The sequence below is a fragment of the Helicobacter sp. T3_23-1056 genome (genome assembly GCF_053654535.1).
On record NZ_JBSIUU010000010.1, the window covers coordinates 46,496 to 67,115 of the forward strand.

Sequence of the window (20,620 nt, forward strand, 5' to 3'; positions counted from 1 at the left end):
TTGCGATTTAGCGCGTCTTTTTATGTTTGATTCTAGGGTCAAAGGCATCGCGCACGCCCTCGCCTATAAACACAAGCACGCAGAGCAAAATCCCCACCCCCAAAAATCCGCTTATGGCTAAATGTGGCGAAGTGAGGTTGTTTTTTGCCTGCTCTAAGATTTCACCTAGAGATGGACTCCCCACAGGCATACCAAACCCCAAAAAATCAAGCGTAACAAGCGTGCTAATGCTCCCAGCCATAATAAAAGGGATATAAGTTATCGTAGCGACCATCGCATTTGGCAACAAATGCCTAAAAATAATCCGCGCATTGCTAAGCCCTAATGCCTTTGCCGCTTTGACATACTCCATATTTCGCGCTTTTAAAAACTCCGCTCTCACCACCCCCACAAGGCTTATCCAGCTAAACGCAAGCACGATACCTAAAATCCACCAAAAACTAGGCACGATAAAGCTAGACAAAATGATTAACAAAAACAAAATCGGCACGCTAGCATATATCTCTATGCCCCTTTGCCCTAGCAAATCCACAAGCCCACCATAATACCCGCAAACCCCGCCCACACTCACGCCGATAATCACGCAAAACACGCTAAGCACTAGCCCAAACGCAATCGAAATCGCAAGCCCATAAAGCAGTCTAGCAGCGACATCTCGCGCTTGGTCATCGCTACCTAAAATATGCCTAAAATCAGGTGGCGTGGGGGAGTTGGTATCCAAATCCAAAATAATCGTATCGTAAGAATAAGGAATCAAAGGCTTTATCACCACGCTATCTTTTAGTAGCTCATTTTTGACAAAGGGGTCATTATAGTCTGGCTCACTCTCAAAATCCCCTCCAAACGCACTCTCGGGGTAGAATTTTAACAACGGAAAATAAAAACTATGGTTGTGGTAAATCAGCAATGGCTTGTGATTTGCGATTAGCGGGGCAAAAAGTGAGACAAAGCACAAAAATCCAAACACATATAGCGAAAAAAACGCTCTTTTATTGCGCTTAAAAACTTGCCATTTTTGGCTAGCTATGGCGCGCTTGGTGGAGGATAGAGATGGCTTTGTGATAGTTTTGGTTGGCACAGGGGTTGTGGGCATTAGCAGGGGATTTGAAGCATTTTGATTTTGGGTTTTTGGGTTATGTGGCATATTTATCCTTGAGAGTGCAGATTGCGTTTTGTGGCATTTTGGCAAAGATTATGGATTTGGTAGATTTTGTTTTTGCGATATTGCTTTGGTGGATTTAGGGGATTTTGTGAAATGCTTATTTTATCAAAAACAATGTTTATGCTAAAAGATATTTTTGCAGGATTTGGGATTTGGTGGATTCTAGTGCGGGGAGGGTGGAGTCTAGGGCTGTGATTTTGGATTCTATCGCCTCAATGCAAGAGATGATTTTTTCTTGCTCACTCAAAGGTGGCAAGGGGATTTGCATTGTCTCAATATCAGCAATATTTATGCTAGGATAAGAAGCTTTTGGCATTTTTGCCTCCATTTGTGCCATTAAATCGTTTGAATATAAAAAACACAAATATAAAAATTTTGATTTACAAATTCCGCTTTTGCCAGACAAAACAGCAAAACCTGTCGAAAATATAGAATTTGGAATGGCGTTTTTGATATAAGCAAACCCTTTTAAATAAGGGCGAACTGTGGATATTATAACGCTATCATTACCTACAATTCGCCTTGCGCGAGAAGGTAATTCTCCGCAGGGTATAGCTTCGTTTAATGTGATTTTGCCTGTGCCTTTTTCAACACTATCAATATCAATGTAAATCATACTATTTTCTAAATCATTACTTGGATTGTAGGTTTTTTCATTGATAGCGCAAACCTTACTATCAAGTTTTGCCTTATCCCAGCCGTTTTTTGGTGGCGTGGGGAGGGAGGTTAGCAAATCCGTCATTGCGAGATTTGACGAAGTCAAATCGTGGCAATCTATTTTAGATTCGTGGATTGCGACACTCGCTTCACTCACTCGCAATGACAAATCGTGCGTGGATTGCTTCGATTCACTGCGTGAATCTCGCAATGACGATTCGGGGGATTCTACCCACCCCCTAACCCCCTCCGCAAGGGAGGGGGGATTTTTGGATTCAACCTCTGCAAGGGCAAAAGAATCTCCCCTTGCGGGAGCATTCGAATCATAAGCCCCTCCCCTTGCGGGAGGGGTTTGGGGTGGGGTATCATTTGAAATTGATGGCGAATCAAAAGAATCACCACTTACAGATTGGGTATTTTTCGCAAAAGGCAAATCAAGTCCCCTCCCTTGCGGAGGGGATTTAGGGGTGGGTAAAACTTTAAGTTTAGATTCTAGCGTGTTTATCAAATCTAACAATGCGGTGATGATTTGCTCTGGGTTCATAGATTGCCACGAATCCGCTAACGCGGATTCTCGCAATGACAGATTAGATTCCCCTTCCGTTGTGGAGGTTAAATCAGCTTGTCCCCTCTCCATCGCGCTAGTGTAGCGCAAATGGTGGGTAATCTCGCTTATGCCGCATTTGGCTAAAATCGCGCTAACTAAATCCCTATACAGCGCGATTAAGTCCTTTATAAGTTGGCTTTGGGATTCTACACTCTCGCATTCGCTTATGATTTGGCGTTGGATTTCTAGCGGTGGTTTGGGGATTTTTATGTTTTTTAAAAATGTTGTATTAACACTTGCTTGATTGGCGGCTTTTATAGCATTAGATTGGACAAATGCCTGAAATTCGTTAGTTTTCATAATGTATAGCAAAAATTTAGGAACAACTATTTTTTTATTCTTTGCTCGAAATCTAAGCAAATTGATGCCGTGAATTATTTTTTCATTGCTATCAAAATATGCTGTTTTTGCTAAATGTGGCACACTATTTATATGGCTAAATAAAATATCACCTTTTTGTAAAAAATTTTCTTTTTCTACCTCATTATCAGTGTATCTTGTAGCTTTTATATTAAAGTCCGCCCTTGCTATTGTTTCAATGCGTGATACTCTATATTTGCCTTTTTCTTTGTTTTGCGTTACATTTGCTCCATTTTTAATTTCTATCTCAAGTTCGCTAAAAGTTTTCAGCTCAAATTTACAATTTGCAAATGGATTCTGTGTTGTTGCATTTTTTGGATTTAGGCTAATTGCTTTGCTAAATTCTGCGCGGGTAAAATCAAGCATATCTACTAATCTAGCTTTGAGTGCGTAGGCTTGGAGCTCGGGCGGGATTTGGTTATGTAGATTTATATCTTTACATTCTTTAGTTTCTTTAAAATGTGCATAGAAATTTTGGAGTATGTAGTAGTTTAGCTTATTTGTGTCGTGCTGATTTTTGGGGTTATATAGCGGTGTTTGAATCTCTGCTATGTTAGTCGTGTTAAGATAATGGATTCCCTCTTGTCCTTTTGTGGTGCTCCAATAATAGCCTAAAAATTTCTTTTGCTCATTATTTTCATTTGGGGATTTTATGATGATAGGATTAGAATCTATGCAGTAGCAAAAATACAAAAATTTTTCACATTCTTTTTGTCGTATAAATTCTATTTCGCTTTGGGTGGGGATAAATGGGGATTTTTCTTTGTATTTTGCTGATTTTTTGTTATATTCAGTTTTTTGTTTTTCTAGGATTTGCTTATATGCTGTTTTATATTCTATAAAACTTTCGCTTGTATAGATTTGTGCATCTTTGACAAGGGTCAGTGCAAATAACGCCTTTAGCTCATCTTTGTCAAATCCCCTAAATGTCGCGTATCGCTCTAAAAGTGGCAAAAAATTATCATAAATACTTGGTAATTGCTCTATTTTGCCCTGCAAAATATGCTCTATAAAATCCTCATAGATTTCATCATTTGTCATTTTTGTGTTTTGTCTTTGTGGTTTTCGTATGGCATAGAGGATTATAGGCTGTGTGCCTGTTTTGAAAAATGTTTGATTGCCAAATGCGCAAATGCTTATGATATAAAAATCACGCAACAAAATCTGCAAAGTTTTAATATCAAGTTCTTGTCCTTTATTAAGCAATGAGCTTGGCAATACAAGGGATAGGACACCGCCACTTTTTAGTGCATTGCTTGCTTTTTCTATCAAAAAGCATTGTATTTTGTCGTTTGCTTCTGTATCAATATTTTTGCTAAAAAGCTCGTATTGCTCTGTGTCGCTTTGTGTGAGATTGGCTAAAAACTCATCAACAGAATAAGGTGGGTTTGAAATAAGGACATTGCAAGATTGCTTTTCAATAACGCCAAGTTTAAGCGAATCATCGGCTTTGATATGAGAATCTATGCCGTGCATAAAAGAAGCGATTTTAGCGATTTTGGCAAGTCTAGAATCTTTATCAATGCCTAAAAAAGTAATATCTTTGCCTTTGTGAAATTCTGCGTATTGCGTGAGAAAATGCCCCGCCCCGCACGCAAAATCTAGCACTTGTGTTTGCGTAAAAATAGGCAAAGAGTTGATGATAAAATTTACCAACGGCACAGGAGTGAAATACTGCCCCTCTTGCTGGGGCATATCGTGTATATAAGTCTCAAAATAATCGCCCAAAATATTGCTATCTTTGGTATCTGTAAAGCGGATATTTTGCAGGCTTTGCACCACAGGCAAAAGAATTTCAAAGTTTTTGTCAAATTGTTCTTTGTTATAAACTTCGATAAAATTAAAATCTCCATTAGAAAAGTATTTGAGTTCGTTAAAAATATTTTGGATTTTCTTGCGCACAGCCGTGTCGCTAAAATGTTTGCTAAAAGCTTCATCAATGCTATCTATGGAATGGTAGGTAATGCTTTGATTGAGGTATTTTTGCATTCCTATTTTGTAGAGATTTTGGAGTCTATCGACTAGCTCAAAACGCGTATCGGCATTATATCCTTTCCAAAAAAATGCTAAATCATCTTTGTTTTCTAGCTCATCGGTAATCTTACACAGCAAAAGATTCATCAATTTATTTAACGCCAATCCCCTATCGCCCACAGCGTTTGCTCGCAAAATAGTCGCCCATTCGTGGCGTTTCTTTTGCATAGAGCTAGAATCTATATGAGAGAGAGTTTCTAAAGTAGGTTTTAGGATTGATATATCATAGCACTCAATCTGTGGCTCAAAAATGCCATTTTCACTACTTTCACCTGAATAAGTATGCTTCCATACTTCAAACAACTCTTTTACGCTATGCGCGTCTTTGTAGCCTTGCTTTTTTTCCTCTTTGAGACTGCTTGGGTTATCTTGCATATTGATAATGTAGTTTTCATATTTTAGCGCGCAATCCACACTAAAATCACTCGTATAAAGGCAAAGAAACTTCACGCCTCTCTCTTGCTGAAAATAGCTAAAAAGCTGTCCGCCGTCTTGTTGCATTCTGCGCCACTCTTTGATAAACTCGCTATTTTTAGAATCTGTCGTCTTGCACTCGATTAGCAAGTATGGGTTGCGCTCATTATCACGCACCAAAATATCTGCCTTGCCACCTTTTGCTTCGCGCCCCAAAGTCCAGCGTGGTTCTAGCTCGATGTGCTCGGGCTTGTAGCCTTTATCTAGTAGTCTATGCACGCACTCAAAGACGACAAAATTTTCAGGGTGAGAGAAGTTGCTAGTCGTGTCATCGTGGATAATAATGCCATTTGGCTCGCTTAGATTTGGGCTTGTATTTGCGGGGTAGATGAGCTTTTTTGCTTTAAAATCAGCTTTTAGAGTAATATTCCCCCCCCCCCGCTAGGGAATTACGCGCTTTGAAAGTCTTGGTTAGAATCTGCGCGCTAGATTCTACAAAACCAAGTGAGAGAAGCAAATCTTTAAAGTTGTCTTTGGTTATCATAATATGCCTTTTGATGAGAGGTTTTTACACAAAAATAACGGCTAAGCTAAATAAAACAGCTATGTTACCTAATAATCGTAATATTTTTAGCACATTTTGCTTGTGGCATTATTTCGCGTTTATGATTTCATCTATGATAGGTTTTAGGGCATCTTTGTGCGCAAAATCTAGCTTTTGATTTTTTAGCAATGCCTCTTGCTCTGGGCTTTTATCCGCCCTAGCTCTTAGCATAGCCCGATATGCCTCCATACGCGCTCTATCGTCACTATCTAGGCTATCAAAGTCAATCCCACCCTGCAAAAAGTAAAATCTAATGCCTTGTTGCTCATCTTTGGTTAGATTTTTATCTAGGGCTTTTTGGTAGTTTGGCGCGTTTTTGGGACTGCTAAGCCCGATGATAAGGCAGTATATTTGCGGGAAATGTGGGGAGATTTTGGGCGTTTGGGAGGTGTTTTTGGATTTTTGCATAGATTTTGTGGTTGTTTGGGTTTTTGTAGTTATGTTTGTTGTGGTTTTTTGGCTTGCCAAAAAACCTTTTAGAGTTGCCCCTATGCTTAGCTCCCCGCTATACAAAGCACCTGCAAAAATGATGATTTGGTATGGATTTAGCGTCTGCGCTGAAAAGTCCTCCGCCTCGTATATGTCGCAGTTTATGCAGTTTGTGAAGTGTATTGGGCTATTTTTTGTATTTTTTATGTTTTTTTGCATTTCGTGCTTTTTGGCACTCTCGTTTTTTGCGTTTGCTTTTTCTGTGTTTTCTTTTTGGGCACTTGTTTGCGGATTTTCTATATTTTCCACATTTGCCACATTTCCCATATTTCCTATATTTTCTATGGCTTGTTTTAGCCATTTAGCATATTTTTTTGTCGCGCCATACTTGCTTTTATAGACGATTGCTAGGGCTTTTTGTGGGTTGTTGGTTTTTTTAGATTTTGCTTGGGGTTGCATTTTGGGCTTATAGATTTTTAGATTATTTTTTAGCTTATTTTTGGCTTAGATTTTATCGCGCAAAATCTCGGCGTTTGATTTTAGATATGGCACAAGCATTTGCTCGGCTATCTTGCTAGATTCTGCTTCGCCCAAAAGATAGCTTATGATTTCTAGTGCAAATAAAATCCCTGTGGCAGGACCTGCTGCGGTGATGAGGTTGGCATTTCTAACGACACTTGCATTTGGCTGATACTCGCCATTTAGGGGCTTTGGCTGTGGCGTTTGTCTTGCTTTGTCATCGCTAGAGTTTGCGCCGCTTGCGCTAGCGTCATTTGCGCTAGATTGTTCGCTAGATTCTGCGAATTTTTCACAAGAGGGGTAGCACGCAAACTTCCCACTTAGCACGCCCGCGCTATCTAGCACGATAGGCGAGGCACATATCGCGCTTACTAGCTTGCCCTGTGCTTTGAAATCTTGCAAAATCTCGCGCAGTTTTTGACTAGATTTTAGGTTTAGCATTCCTTGCCAGCCCCCTGCCAAAGCCGCTCCATCAAAGCTAGCCAACGCACTAGAATCTAGCTCCCCCAAAGATACTTCTGCGCATATCTCTACGCCGTGCGCCCCTGTGTAGATTCCCACCTCTGCGATTTTCGCTCCGCTTAGATTTTGGTTTGCACCATTTCCCCCCGCGCCGCTTATATTTTCCCCCATATTGCTTGTGTTATGGCTTATGTTATGTGTCTTGCCAACGCCTGCGCTAGATTTTTTCTCGATATGAGATTTGCTATGAGATTTGCTAGGATTGCCAACGCCTGCGATGACTACCTCCACGCCCGCCCTGCGCAAAGTATCCACAATGCTTATAAACTCGATTTCTTCAAACCCATTTGCCAACGGCACTAGCATTTTTTTTGCCATTTTTGCCCCTTTTATTCCCTACTTCACTTTCTCCACATATTCGCCTGTTTCGGTATTTACGCGGATAGTCTCGCCCTCTAGTATGTGAAATGGTATCTGCACCACCGCTCCAGATTCTAAAGTGGCGGGCTTTTTGCCAGCAGATGAGGTGTCGCCTTTGAAGTTTGGCGGGGTTTCTATGATTTTTAGCTCGACTATTTGAGGCACGCTCACGCTTATCGCCTTGTCATTATGCAGCAGCACCGATACGCCCATACCATCTAGTAGCCATTTGGCTGCATCGCCCACCTGCTCGGCATTCATCGCGGTTTGCTCATAAGATTCTGTATCCATAAACTGATAGCTATCCCCATCGTGGTAGAGGTATTGCATAGGCTTTTCTACGATGTTTGGCTCTTCGCATTTATCGCCCGCGTGGAAAGTCTTTTCGATGACTTTGCCGTCCAAAAACGACTTGATTTTGGCGCGCACAAACGCCGCTCCCTTGCCCGGCTTTACATGCTGATACTCCACGATACGATAGGGAATCCCATCTATTTCGATTTTTAAGCCCTTTTTAAGCTCGCCCATTCCTATTGCCATTGTTGCTCCTTTGATTATAGATTTTGGGGGCTTTTGCCACATTTGTTGCATTGTGATTGCCCCGCTTTTGATTTTGCATTTTAAGTTTAAATTTTAAAACGCAAGGGGCAGAATTGTAACAAAGATTTTGCAACAAGGCAAGTTTTGGGGGGATTGGGCTTTTATCATAGATTCAAATCGATTCAAATCGCATTGATTTTGTCCATATTTTATTTATCGCAATATTTTGCGTTTTCATAGTGTGTCTAAGTGGCTAAAACACCAAAATAAAGTTACTAATCTACACAAAAACATAAAAAATAGCGAAAATTTTTCAAAAAAGATAAAAATTATTTGACAATGCGTAGATATTTTTGTATGATTTGCGTTTTTTTTTGATTCCACGAAATCTACAAAAAAGCTATAAAATTACAATATTTAGGGATATAAATGTCTCATATTTCCATAAAACGACTTGCCTATTATCGTCATTTCGCACACAAATCCACGCCTAACAATCAACATAAAAACCAAACCCAAAATGGCGTTGAAAATGATAAAAATATTGATGAAAACAGCGATGAAAATCCTAAAATCTTGCTAAATTATGCCCTAGCACCTATTAAGCCCAAAGCCTCTCTTACAAAGATTTCTTGCGCGAAATTTAGCGAGCTAATAATGTGCAATATCCAAGAAAAAGAGCTAGAGCAAGAATCTAATAAATGGCAGATAAATAGCGATGATTACGCGCCAAAAAGCGATATTTATGCCACTTTGTATCAGCATTGCATTAAAAAAGGCATTTTTGAAAAAGACATAAACTATATATTATCTTTTGTGAAGTCAAAAAATGGGAATTTGCGAGTGTTTGCGATGAGGGAGGAAGAGGCGTATTGTGATATTTTAGTCCCATTTTTGCTTTTGCCTTTTGCGCTTGAGAAAAATCCTAATGGCGTGTTTTTGCTAGATAGTTGGCTTATGCTGTATGAAAATGGCGAATTGCTCTATGATAGCTATTGTCCTAGTGTGGCGGAGCTAAAATCAGGGCTAGCCTTTCTAAACGCTGCTTATGGCAAGCAAAATCCACAAATTTTTTATTTAGATGGATTTATCCAAAAGATGCTAGATTGCCCCAAAAAGCGCGAGCCTAAAGACACAACAGATTTTCAAAACGCCATAGATTTTAATGATTTTAATGATTCTAACGATTTAGAAGCGATTGTGTCTCTAGCGAGTTTTAAAAAGATAGAATCTACCAAAGAAAAACTATGTTTTGATTTTGTGCTACAAAGCCAATCTACAAAGCCATTTGCAAGCCCACATAGTCTAGATTTTGCCCACACGCAAAATGATTTAGACGCACACTTTCATAACCAAAATACCCCCCACATACCAAAGCCACTTTACAATACCTCAAAAAAGCATTTTTTGCAAACCCATAGTTTTTGGGCTAGTATAAAAGCACTTGCTTGTTGCGCGCTTGTGTTTGCCCTGCCTTGCTGCAAGCTAGGCTATGCCTCATACCTCCAATCACAAGCGACCAAACTAAAAGAGGCAAACACCATAACCAACCAAAATCTACAAGCAACAAATAATAAAAACACTTTGCAAAATATCGAGCATCTAAACGCCACTTTGCGCTCTCTAGCACAAGTGCGCAAGCCATATATGCCTAGACTTGAGATTATTTCAAATATCTCTACCATAGCGAGCAAAAACGCCGTGTGGATAGGAAATCTAGCCATTTATTCTAATGAAAATAGCACTATGCAATCTACCATAGATTTTCACCTAAACTCTAACGGCAACTTCCAAAAAGATTTTCAAGCAAATCTTAATGAAAATCCGCAAAAAGATTTTGTAGAACATATAAAAAATCCCACCATAACGCTAGGAATCTATGCAAACGAGCCAACGCATATACAAAATTTTATCAAAGAGATTCAAAGCAGCGCGTATTTTGCCTTTGTGGATTATCAAACAGATGGCAGTGATTTGGCAGATGACTCATCGCAAGAATCTAAAGATATTTTTAGCGCAAATATTTTCGCACAAATCGCTACGACATTGTAGCTTTTTAGCCTCATAAGCAAAGTTTTAAAAAAGATTTTTAAAAACAGGATAAACAACCAAAATGCCAAATAAACATTTTTTACAACGAGCCACAAAAAAAGCTTCAAAAAACGCCACACATATTTTTATCGCCCTAGATACGCATTTTGCGCATAAACATAAAGAAGCGATTTTGGCATTTTGCCTGCCTATTTTACTCTGTGTGTTTGTTTGCTTTATGTGGATTTTCCCTCTAGCTGATAGCAGGCTAGAGATGGCGAGCTTTGCGCTAAACCAGCAGGAAAATCTAGCAAACGAGCTAGCAAAAATATCAACCCAAAACATAGACATAACGACAAGCAAAAAAATGCTAGATTCTTTGAAAGAAAAATCCCTAAACAACGAGGCGTTAAGCTATCTTTTAAAGCCATTTAGATTTGAAAATCTATCTAGCCAAAATCATAAAAACACCCCCAAAAACACCTCACAAAACCCACTCCAAAATCCACCCCAAACACAGCCACAAACCCCAGCCCAAAGCACAAAAAGCCAAAATCTACCCCCGCAAAATTTTGCACAAAACAATCTATTTTTTAGCACCGCAGGCGATAGCGAGGCATTAGAAGATGTGCTAGAGATTTTAGAGACAAATCCTTTTATTTTTATCCAAAATCTATCCATAAACGCGCCTTTTGCAAGCGGTTTGGAAATGAGGGTAGAAGCAATCAATTTTGGCGAGATTTTTGATAGGATTGCGCTAAATGAATAAGGTGGCAGATTTTTTTAAAAGCATTTTTTCTAGCATCGCAATTTCTAGCGCGATTGTGGCGTTCTTAGGGCATTTGCAAGCAAAAGAAGCGATAAATCCACAAGAATTTGAGACACTGCTAACGCCAAAACTGCAAAAAGAATATCGCATTTTAAGTGTGTTTGGCGAAAAAGAGCTAGAGCTTCACATACAAGCCATACTAAATCACAAAGTCCTAATCCACGACAAATGGTATAAGCTAGGGGATAAAATAGGCTCTTACTACATAGCCCATATAACCCCCCACACCATAACGCTAATGGACAAAAAACAAAGCCAAAAAACCCTGCATATCAAAGCAAAAACCACCGCGCAACTAGCCCAGACAAAGCAAAATCTACCCACACAAGAGCCAAACCCAAAAACCCAAAATCAATAACAAAAAGGAATATAATGATTTTGCCAAAAACCTCTAAAATATCTAATCGATTTAGATTTTATGCCATTTTTGCGCTACTGCTAGCCCTATCAAACGCCACCGCAAAGCAATGCAATCAAAAATCTTTCACCCTCCAAAGTAGCCCAAATCTATCCCCTAGAATCTTGCTTGAAGAGCTAGCGTCTCAATGCTCTTTAAGCCTCTCTTATGAAAATGGCGCAAAAAAGGCACTAGATAGCACAAAAGTCGCGCTAAATTTTAAACAAAAACGATTTGATGAAATCATCTCCACCATCGCAAAAGCTAGCGATTTGCACTATGAGCTAGAGGGCGGGCTTGTGAGGTTTAACCACCTAAATACCCGCACTTTCCACATAAACTACATTTCCACCGCCCGCGTAGCCAGCTCAAACACCGATGTCGTCTATGGACAAGAATCCCAAATGAACTCCTTAAGCCCATATAATAGCTCTTATGCCTATCAGCACCTCCAAAACCCCATAAATTCTCAAAGCCCGCTTGGCGAAGATGTCCAAAGCAAAGCCCTCTCACAAGGCACACAAAGCCCACTTTTTGGCAAAAGCGGGACCAAAATCTACTCCATTGATGAGCTAAATTTTTGGGGTGAGCTAGAAAATGAGCTAATCGCCCTAGTCTATCAAGAACAAGACAGCTACAACCCAAAACACCCTAGAATCATCATCAACAAAGGCGCAGGACTCATAACCATAAACGCCACCAACGCCCAGCTAGAGAGAGCCAAAGACTACCTAGCCAGCCTCCAATCACGCCTATCCCAGCAAGTCCAAATCGATGTGCAAATCTTTACCATCGAGCATAATGATAGCAACACCATAGGCGTAAATTGGGGCAAACTCTATGAGCTAAGTATCAACACCCAAAATCCAACTCCAGAGCTTTTTAGCTCCCAAAATGGCAACCTAAACTACGGCGTATATGTTTTCTCACAAAATCTACAACTAGGCGACATCGTGCAGTTTCTAAACCAATACGGCACGACAAAATCCATCTCAAACCCCAAAATCATCACGCTAAATAACCAGCCCGCTATCATTTCAGTAGGCAATGTCTTGCGCTATTCACAAAGCCTAATCTACCAGACTTCTACCAACTCTTCCACCATACAAAACACAGGCTACCAATACCCTAGCGTATTTAGCGGTGTCCTGCTAGATGTAACGCCATCTATCCAAGACAACCAAGTAATCCTAAAAATAAACCCCTCCATAACCGCCGCCAAAGACCCCTCCATCGAAAATCAACCAACCGCGCTATCCTCCCCGCCCAATCTCTCTACCAACCAGCTTTCGTCTATCGTGCGCATAAATGACGGGCAAAAAGTGATTTTAGGCGGGTTAATCAGCGAAAGCCACAATGTCGTTACCAAAAAAGTCCCTTTATTAGGCTCGATTCCGTTGATAAAATATCTGTTTTCTTACAAAAAAACCATAAAACAAAAGCGCGAAATGGTAATCGTCATCACGCCAAAAATCATAGGAAATGATGATATGGAGTATAGTTTTGAGGTTGCTACAAAAAGCTAGAGATTTTATCAAAAGATTTTGCCACTCATCTTGCCATTCATTGCGCAAAATCCAAAATCCAAATAAATCCACTACAAACTCCACCAACGCTTCTTTTTTGACATATTTTTTGACGGCTTTTTTCTCAAAAAAGAAGTCGCTAAAACATATCGCTAAAATCACTTCAAAAATCGCCACTTTTTGCACAAATCTTGCCACAAAGATTTCGCATTTTTTGCGCATTTTTTCACATATTTTTACGCCGTTTTTGGCAATTTTTGCAAAATGTTTGGCATTTTTCACAAAGTGTTTAAAAAATATATCAAAATCCCTTAACACGGTAAAACACTTCGCATACAAAATCCCATTTATCAAAAACGCCCTTCAAGCGATAAGCGCGTTTGCCAAGAAACATTTTTTCTACTACAAACGCAGGATTTCTCTCAAATCCGCCCGCCTTATCAAAATCATAAAAACCTCCAAACGCACCGCGCATCATATCACCATATTTTTTTACGCGCTGTGCGGGGTTTTGGCGTTGTTTAGTGTATTTTTGCTAGGGGTGCGCTACGGGGTAGAGTCCCTGCTAGATTCTGCCCTGCCAAACGCCAAAAAATCCCCCCTTTTTAGCTCATTTATCGATTCTAGCCTAGCTAGCTCAAATCTAGCCCTAATCCCAAAAGAGTATTTACTCTCCCTCCAAAATCAACAAGATTTTACCACCCAAGCAAACAGCCCCCAAGCAAACAGTCCCCAAGACAACGCACCAAAAAACGCGCCACAAGAATCCACGCCAAACCCACCACCGCAAATGCCAAAAATCAATGAAAGCAAATATATTTTCTATGGCAACTATTCATTTTCACACGCGCTAAACCTCGCTAAAAACGCGATATTAGAGCGGGATTTTGTCCGCGCTAGGATTTGGATATATAAGGCGTGGGATATGCAAGAGCATAGCCAGATGGCGTGGGAGCTATACTTGCAAAGCTATGAAGAAGATGCTGGGGCTAGCGATGAGGCAAAGGCTGAGGCAAGACGCATTTTTGAGGACGCAAAAAAGTATTATGGATTTTAGCTAAAATCTTTTGCGTGCAAAAATGCGTGTAAAAATGTGTGCAAAAAGCCTAAAAATCCACACAAACACCACAACATAAACACAAAAACACATCAAAATAAAACACAAAATCCACGCAAACCCTTATAAAACAATGTAAAATAAACCATTTTTCAAATCCTCCCCAACAAAGCCAAAATCTAAAAGCCCAAAATCTCCACACAAAAAATCTACCCTAAGCACAAAAAAGGAAAACAAATGCAAAAAACCTCACAATCTAAACTAACCCAAAGCCAAAAAAACGCCATTTTAGCCAAACTAAAATGCCTAAAAAACGCTAGCCACTCCCTAGCCCTAGCAAGCGCAGATACGCGAAATACTGCCCTACTACACATAGCCTCTTTGCTAAAATCCAACAAAGAATCCATAAAAAAAGCAAACGCCATAGACATACAAAACGCCCGCAAAAATGGACTCTCCCCTGCGATGATTCAACGGCTAATCCTAGATGATAAACAAATAGATTCTATGTGCCAATCCGTCCTTGAAATCCGCTCCCAAAACGAAGTGCTAGGCGAAGTGCTAGGCGGAGGCGTGCGCCCTAGCGGGATACACATCTGCCAAATCGCCGTGCCATTAGGCGTGGTGGCTATCATCTATGAATCCCGCCCAAATGTAACCATAGACGCCGCCGCCCTATGCCTAAAATCTGGCAATGCAGCCCTGCTAAAAGGCGGCAAAGAAGCACAGCATTCTAATGAAATATTAGGGCAAATCGTGCAAGAAGCGTTGATTTTAGCGGGGCTTAGCAAGGATTGCGCTCTTGTGCTAACGCCAAATTTGCTCCAAGACATTTTTCAAGAAAAAAACACCCAAAATCTTACACAAACGGCGATACAAAACACAATCCAAGAAGTAATCATAGAAATAATGCAAGCGCGCGATTTTATCGACTTGCTAATCCCTCGCGGGGGCAAGGGGCTTATTGATTTTGTGATAAAGCATTCTAAAATCCCCATAATATGCCACGAAGCAGGAATCTGCCACGCATATATCGACAAAGATTTAGATAACAAAGGCGAACAATACGCCCTAGATATTTGCCAAAACGCCAAAATCTCACGCCCAAGTGCGTGCAACGCTATCGAATGCGTGCTAATCCACGCTGATATTGCAGGCAAAATCTTGCCAAAACTCGTGCAAAATCTAGCCCAAAAAGGCGTAGAGTGCAGAATCTGCGAAGCGGGGATAAAAATTTTAGAATCATTACAAAACGATATTAACGCACAAGATTTGCAAGCATTATCTAGCAAGATAAAGCCTGCGAGCAATGCGGATTTTGGCAAAGAGTTTGGAGGGCTAATAATCGCTATAAAAGTGGTAAAATCTATCGATGAAGCGTTGTCTCATATCGCAAAATACGGCTCAAAACATAGCGAAATCATCATCACGCAAAACCTAGAATCTAGCCGATATTTTTGCGACAATGTCGAATCAAGCGCGGTTTTTGTCAATGCTTCAAGTAGGTTTAATGACGGAGGAGAGTTTGGGCTAGGCGCAGAAATCGGCATAAGCACCCAAAAGCTCCACGCACGCGGTCCTATGGGCGCACGCCACCTAACCACCACCAAATACATCGTGCAGGGCAATGGCAACATACGCGAGTAAGATTTTGTCATATTTCAATGCAAGTTTTTTGTCAAAGCAAAATTTTTGTCAAATGTGCGTGTTTGCGTTATTTCCACGCCTTTTGTCATTGCGCGCGTAGCGATTCACGCGGATTCGTCATTGCGAGCGTTAGATTTTACAAAATCTAACGCGTGGCAATCCACATAAGTCCCCCCTCCCTTTGCGGAGGGGATTAGGGGGTGGGTATCGTCATTATGAGCAAGCGTGGCAATCCACACGAATCGCTCCACGCCGTCATTGCGAGCGTTAGATTTTGTAAAATCTAACGCGTGGCAATCTATAATCAAAAATCACAAAAAAGCGTTTTTTGACAATCTGTGCTTGTGGATTGCCACGCCGTGCAAGCACGGCTCGCAATGACGAAAAACTTTACCATAAACATAGATTGCCACGCGTGGCATAAGCCACGCTCGCAATGACGAAAATGCAGATTCTCGCAATCTATACTATGATGCTAGTAAAATAGATTACCACGATTTTACGACTTTTTGACAAAGTCGCAAAATCGCGCAATGACAAAAAATCGCCTTATCGATTATATATCATAGCGCAGACGGATAACGCCTGTGATACCGCCCTGCTCTCTATCTGCTTTGCGCAAATATGAGTTATACCAGCCGATATGAGGGACGATGGTAAAGTTTTTGGAGATTTTGTAGGGGACTTGGAAAGATACTTTGTAGCTGTGAATCCATTCATTTGCTACGGCTTTAGTTATGTCAGCATTAGTGCTAGTAGTCGCGCCATTTCCACCATAGCTTAGCTGATAGCCCGCACCTAGTGTCAAGCTAAGCGCGTCATTTGCTTTGTAGCTTAGCTCAAAAAATGTCCCAGCCCTTTTGGTGTTAAGCCCTGTGGCGATGCTTCCGTATGTAAATTGCCCAATGCCATAGCTTGTGCGCTGTTCGCCGTATAAATCCCCATTTACGCCATAGTTTAGAAAAACTGATAGCGACACGGGACCAAATACAGGTTTTACCCCTGCGATTAGATTCCACGCGTGAGAGCCTCCGTAGGTATTTACCTCAGAGCCGCTAGTAGATACCCATTCCCCAGCACTTTCATTATAGTATTTATAAGTCGCGCCGACTTTAAAATTTGCTATCGAGCCTTTGTTTCTAAACTGATAAGAGATAGCCACTCTTGGGACTTCTCTTATGACATAGTGGTCTTGGATAAGGGCTATGGTAACGCCTGCGTTGCTATAAGATAGCTGCGTGTCGCGATTGCCCGTGATGACAGAGCCAAAGCCCGTGCTACCTGTATCTTGGTGTAAAAAGTCTGTGTTAAACCCACCTTCTACCGTTGGAGAATCATTTCGCCCAAAAAGTAGCTTGCCACCTTTGCCAAAGTCATACTGCCCAAAAAATTTACGAATCCCGGGCATATATGTAACTGCACCCGTTGTCATAGATGGCTCTTGTGCGCCCACTTCTAGCTTTAGCATAAACTTATCAAAATGCGTGTCAATGCCGATACGAGAATTTACTTGGATTCCAGCGATGTATTGGGTGTTTCTATCTGCCCTGCCTAGCTTTTGGGTAGTGCTACCACCGCCGCCTGTGTAGCCCATAAGCGCGCCATACATATTGACTTTGATGGACTTTTCGTCATTGTTGTAGAGATTTATCTCTGCTAGTGCAGAGCTAGCAGGGAGGGCTAGAGAAGCGCAAAGTGCGCAAGAGAGTGAGAGGGATTTCCCCTTTTTAAGAGACTTGTTTGACATTTCAAACTCCTTGTAAAAAATAGCTTTATCGCATTTGTGAAATCTATCTTTTATGGGTTTGGCACATACCCGACATAAGACCAAATCCCAAAAATAGAATGAAATTGACAAAGCGTTTTTATACTACAAAAAAAAAAAAAAAACGGATTTTCCATTTGGGCAAAATTTTGGTAAATTTTGGGTGGATTTTGGTTGAAATAGGCATAAAGTGTTACTTTATGCTACTTTATGATGCTTTATGTTATTTTTGCGGGGGTTTTGGATTTTGTTTGGGATTTTTGTGTTTTTTTTTGATTTTTTGTGTTTTTTCTGGATTTTTGTAGTTTTTATTATTGTGGATTTTGCTGTGGGTTTTTGGGTTTTTTGGGCTTTATTTATTGGTGTTGGATTTTTGATTTTTGGTTATTTGGTGTTTGTTTTTGGGGTTTTAGGTTTGTTATGGGATTTGTAGAAGTCGATGATTTTTGTCATTGCGAGCGTTAGATTTTTGTAAAATCTAACGCGTGGCAATCTATAATCAAAAACCACAAAAAAGCGTTATTTGACAATTTGTAATTGTGGATTGCCACGATTTTGCTAACGCAAAATCTCGCAATGACAAAACAACATTGTCATATTGAGCGTTAGCGAAATATCTCTATGGTTTTTTAGGTTTAGAGATACTTCGGTTTCTTACGAAACCTCAGTATGACAAGGTGCTTTTTTTGTGGATTGCCACGCCGTGCAAGCACGGCTCGCAATGACGGTGTGGCAAATCTTTCATCTTGAGAGAGTGAAACAAGCGTAGCAATTCAAAAACCCACCCCCTAGCCCCCTCCGCAAAGGGAGGGGGAAAACCCATCATTGTAAAGATTTGTGCAATCTTTAGTCCAATAAGGATTATCGTCATTGCGAGCGTTAGATTTTGTAAAAATCTAACGCGTGGCAATCCATAATCAAAAACGACAAAAAAAAGCGTCATTTGGCAATTTGTAATTGTGGATTGCCACGCCGTGCAAGCACGGCTCGCAATGACGAAAATGCAGATTCTCGCAATCTATACTATGATGCTAGTAAAATAGATTGCCACGATTGCGACTTTTTGACAAAACCACAAATTGACAAAGCCACAAAATCGCGCAATGACAATGAAAATCCTGCCATTAAAAACACTATTTTGCAAACGCTATTTTATCCCCTGCTCTAGCATAGATTTTAGCTCTCTGATTCCATCGACTATCGTGGGGCTTACGCGGAGCAATCGATGCGCTTTTGGGTAAGTCAAAATCGCGCCATTTTTATAGGCTTTGAGGTTTTTTAGCGCGGGATTTTGCGCGATGAGGGCGGATATATCATTTGCTTGCACGCCAAGTATCAGCATATCAGGGTTTGCTTTTAGCAAAAATTCATTTGAGAGTATCGGGCGGGCGACATTTGTAGCGATGGTTTTGTTTTCTAGCCCTAGCACGCGCAAAATATCGGCTATCACGGAATTATCATTAAAAGCCATCAAAGGATTGCTACTATACAAAAACACCGCGCTTTTGCCCCTAAACTTCGCCTCTTTGCGCAAAGATTCTATCTCATTTTTTGTCTTAAGCGTAAGCTCTGCGCCCCTTTGCTCCACCCCTAGCAAGCTAGCAAGTTTTGCGATATTTTCATACATATCTTCTAGCCTATTTGCTTCTAGATACGCTGTCTTTATGCCTAGATTTTCTAGCCTCTCTTGTAGCCCTAGCGAATAAAGGCTTAATATCACAAGGCTAGGTTTTAGCGATAAAATCTTTTCTACTGAAGGGTTAGAAAAACTCCCCACGCTTGCTAGCTTTGAAGTGTGCTCTTGTGGATAGATATGGGAGTGTTGCATAGAGGCGATTGCTTTTATAGACTCGCCTTTGCCAAGCAGGTAGATGATTTCGATACTTGCGGGGTCTAGCACGATTAGTCGTTGTTCTTGTCCTTTTTGGGATTGCGGATTTTGCGTAGTTTGCGTAGTTTGCGTAGTTTGTGGATTTTGTGTGCTTTGTGGCGTTTTTTGAGTTTGGCTAGATTTTGATTGCGCAGTTTTCTCACTGCCTATTGCAAATGCTTGAATGCAAAAAATCTGCGCACTAAGCAATGCTAGCCCCAAAATCTTTACTGCGATTTTATACACGCTATTTTTTTGCCTGCTATTTTTGCACCCACGATTTTGGATAAGATTTTGGGCAAGATTTTGGCTGATATGTTGGGATTTTATGCGCATTGATTTTTGCGGATTTGTTGCGTTTGTCGCGTTTAGCGGATTTGTTGCGTTTAGATTTTGATTACACATTGTTAGATTTTCCTTTTTATAGATTTTTGTAGATTTTAGGATTTTGACTTGACGAAGTTGCTTTGAGGCGATTTGACAAAAGGCGTCTTTATCGGCAGCACAAAAGGTATCCCATCATCATAGATTACCTTGCATTTTAGCCCATACACCGCCTCTAAAATCGCAGGGCTAAGAAGCTCTTTTGGGCTACCTTGCGCATAGATTTCCCCATCTTTTAGCAATATAAGTCGCGTGCAAAATAGCGCGGCTAAATGCAAATCGTGTAGCACCGCCACGATAGCAATCCCCCTGCCCAAAAGCCCCTCACATAGCCCCAACAGCTCTAGCGCGTAGCTCATATCTAGCGCGCTTGTAGGCTCATCTAGCAATAAAATCTTAGGATTTTTTAGCAACGCCCTGCCAAGAAGCACCCGCTGAAACTCCCCACCGCTAAGGCTTAGCACATCTCGCCCCAAAAACTCATAAATATCCAAATCCCTAGCCACCCTCTCCACCTCCGCTCTATCGCCACTACCATACTCGCCAAACGCCCCTAGCCCGCTATACCGCCCCATAAGCAAAAAATCCCGCACCAATAAGGGCGCATTTATGGCGGATTTTTGCGGGACAAAGCCCATAAGAGAGGCTAGGGATTTTATATCATAGCTGTTGATATGTTTGCCTAGTATGTGTATATCGCCTTTTTGGGGGGAGAGAAAGCCTAGTATGTTTTTGATAAGCGTGCTTTTGCCAGAGCCATTTGCACCCAAAATCCCCACAAACTCCCCCTCCCTTACGCTAAGGCTAATATCTTGCAAAATCATCGATTTTTTGTCATAGCCAAAATGCAGATTTTTTATGCTGATAGATTCCATTTTGTCCCTTTTTTTGCCTTTTTTAAGCAAG

At 40.8% G+C, this 20,620-nt stretch carries 18 protein-coding genes and 2 pseudogenes; 7 read left to right on the forward strand and 13 right to left on the reverse strand.

Features of this window, described 5'->3' with window-relative positions; genetic code table 11:
* Positions 1 to 7 precede the first annotated feature (7 nt).
* The 7 genes and pseudogenes from ACWIUO_RS06740 to efp all read right to left on the reverse strand — a co-directional run bounded on the left by ACWIUO_RS06740 (position 8) and on the right by efp (position 8,208).
* A complete protein-coding gene (locus tag ACWIUO_RS06740; RefSeq protein ID WP_454177144.1) occupies positions 8 to 1,144 on the reverse strand; it encodes an ABC transporter permease in 1,137 nt (378 codons plus the stop codon).
* 136 nt (positions 1,145 to 1,280) lie between these two features.
* Positions 1,281 to 5,657 (reverse strand): annotated as a pseudogene (locus tag ACWIUO_RS06745) (N-6 DNA methylase); the annotation flags it as partial.
* Complete coding sequence (locus tag ACWIUO_RS06750) at positions 5,644 to 5,778, reverse strand: hypothetical protein (protein ID WP_454177145.1); 135 nt, start codon at positions 5,776 to 5,778, stop codon at positions 5,644 to 5,646. The pseudogene ACWIUO_RS06745 and the gene ACWIUO_RS06750, both read right to left, overlap by 14 nt.
* Positions 5,779 to 5,886: 108 nt before the next feature.
* A complete protein-coding gene (locus tag ACWIUO_RS06755; protein WP_454177146.1) occupies positions 5,887 to 6,726 on the reverse strand; it encodes a hypothetical protein in 840 nt (279 codons plus the stop codon).
* A gap of 45 nt (positions 6,727 to 6,771) precedes the next feature.
* Complete coding sequence (locus tag ACWIUO_RS06760; protein ID WP_454177191.1) at positions 6,772 to 7,419, reverse strand: DJ-1/PfpI family protein; 648 nt, start codon at positions 7,417 to 7,419, stop codon at positions 6,772 to 6,774.
* A 96-nt stretch (positions 7,420 to 7,515) separates the two neighbouring features.
* Positions 7,516 to 7,626: pseudogene (locus ACWIUO_RS06765) on the reverse strand (DJ-1/PfpI family protein); the annotation flags it as partial.
* Between the two features lie 18 nt (positions 7,627 to 7,644).
* On the reverse strand, positions 7,645 to 8,208 hold the full coding sequence (gene efp / locus ACWIUO_RS06770) for an elongation factor P (protein ID WP_454177147.1): 564 nt from the start codon (positions 8,206 to 8,208) through the stop codon (positions 7,645 to 7,647).
* A 429-nt stretch (positions 8,209 to 8,637) separates the two neighbouring features.
* Between efp and ACWIUO_RS06775 the strand changes: the two genes are divergently transcribed.
* From ACWIUO_RS06775 to ACWIUO_RS06800, 6 genes are all read left to right on the forward strand, one after another.
* Entirely contained in the window at positions 8,638 to 10,260 is a 1,623-nt protein-coding gene (locus tag ACWIUO_RS06775; protein ID WP_454177148.1) for a hypothetical protein, read from the forward strand.
* A gap of 61 nt (positions 10,261 to 10,321) precedes the next feature.
* Entirely contained in the window at positions 10,322 to 11,008 is a 687-nt protein-coding gene (locus tag ACWIUO_RS06780; RefSeq protein ID WP_454177149.1) for a hypothetical protein, read from the forward strand.
* Positions 11,001 to 11,426, forward strand: coding sequence for a hypothetical protein (locus ACWIUO_RS06785; RefSeq protein WP_454177150.1), 426 nt, complete (start codon positions 11,001 to 11,003; stop codon positions 11,424 to 11,426). Before ACWIUO_RS06780 ends, ACWIUO_RS06785 begins: the two co-directional genes overlap by 8 nt.
* Before the next feature lie 14 nt (positions 11,427 to 11,440).
* Entirely contained in the window at positions 11,441 to 12,991 is a 1,551-nt protein-coding gene (mshL, locus tag ACWIUO_RS06790; RefSeq protein WP_454177151.1) for a pilus (MSHA type) biogenesis protein MshL, read from the forward strand.
* Entirely contained in the window at positions 12,969 to 14,048 is a 1,080-nt protein-coding gene (locus ACWIUO_RS06795) for a hypothetical protein (RefSeq protein WP_454177152.1), read from the forward strand. The genes mshL and ACWIUO_RS06795 overlap by 23 nt, the downstream gene beginning before the upstream one ends.
* A gap of 237 nt (positions 14,049 to 14,285) precedes the next feature.
* Entirely contained in the window at positions 14,286 to 15,695 is a 1,410-nt protein-coding gene (locus ACWIUO_RS06800) for a glutamate-5-semialdehyde dehydrogenase (RefSeq protein WP_454177153.1), read from the forward strand.
* A 104-nt stretch (positions 15,696 to 15,799) separates the two neighbouring features.
* Here the strand turns inward: ACWIUO_RS06800 and ACWIUO_RS06805 are convergent, their stop codons facing one another.
* From ACWIUO_RS06805 to ACWIUO_RS06820, 4 genes are all read right to left on the reverse strand, one after another.
* Entirely contained in the window at positions 15,800 to 16,003 is a 204-nt protein-coding gene (locus ACWIUO_RS06805; RefSeq protein ID WP_454177154.1) for a hypothetical protein, read from the reverse strand.
* Positions 16,004 to 16,251: 248 nt separating this feature from the next.
* The gene (locus ACWIUO_RS06810; protein ID WP_454177155.1) at positions 16,252 to 17,442 is read right to left on the reverse strand and encodes a hypothetical protein; all 1,191 of its coding nucleotides are present in this window, start codon (positions 17,440 to 17,442) and stop codon (positions 16,252 to 16,254) included.
* Positions 17,443 to 17,844: 402 nt separating this feature from the next.
* Complete coding sequence (locus tag ACWIUO_RS06815; protein ID WP_454177156.1) at positions 17,845 to 17,970, reverse strand: hypothetical protein; 126 nt, start codon at positions 17,968 to 17,970, stop codon at positions 17,845 to 17,847.
* A gap of 154 nt (positions 17,971 to 18,124) precedes the next feature.
* Entirely contained in the window at positions 18,125 to 18,403 is a 279-nt protein-coding gene (locus tag ACWIUO_RS06820; RefSeq protein WP_454177157.1) for a hypothetical protein, read from the reverse strand.
* Here ACWIUO_RS06820 and ACWIUO_RS06825 point away from each other — a divergent pair, their 5' ends adjacent.
* A complete protein-coding gene (locus ACWIUO_RS06825) occupies positions 18,404 to 18,628 on the forward strand; it encodes a hypothetical protein (protein ID WP_454177158.1) in 225 nt (74 codons plus the stop codon).
* On the opposite strand, the gene ACWIUO_RS06830 is transcribed toward ACWIUO_RS06825, so the two are convergent.
* The gene (locus ACWIUO_RS06830) at positions 18,608 to 19,363 is read right to left on the reverse strand and encodes an ABC transporter substrate-binding protein (protein WP_454177192.1); all 756 of its coding nucleotides are present in this window, start codon (positions 19,361 to 19,363) and stop codon (positions 18,608 to 18,610) included. The two genes, ACWIUO_RS06825 and ACWIUO_RS06830, sit on opposite strands and share 21 nt — an antisense overlap.
* 407 nt (positions 19,364 to 19,770) lie before the next feature.
* Positions 19,771 to 20,589: an ABC transporter ATP-binding protein gene (locus tag ACWIUO_RS06835; RefSeq protein WP_454177159.1), complete on the reverse strand. Its 819-nt coding sequence runs from the start codon at positions 20,587 to 20,589 to the stop codon at positions 19,771 to 19,773.
* Positions 20,590 to 20,620: the final 31 nt, after the last annotated feature.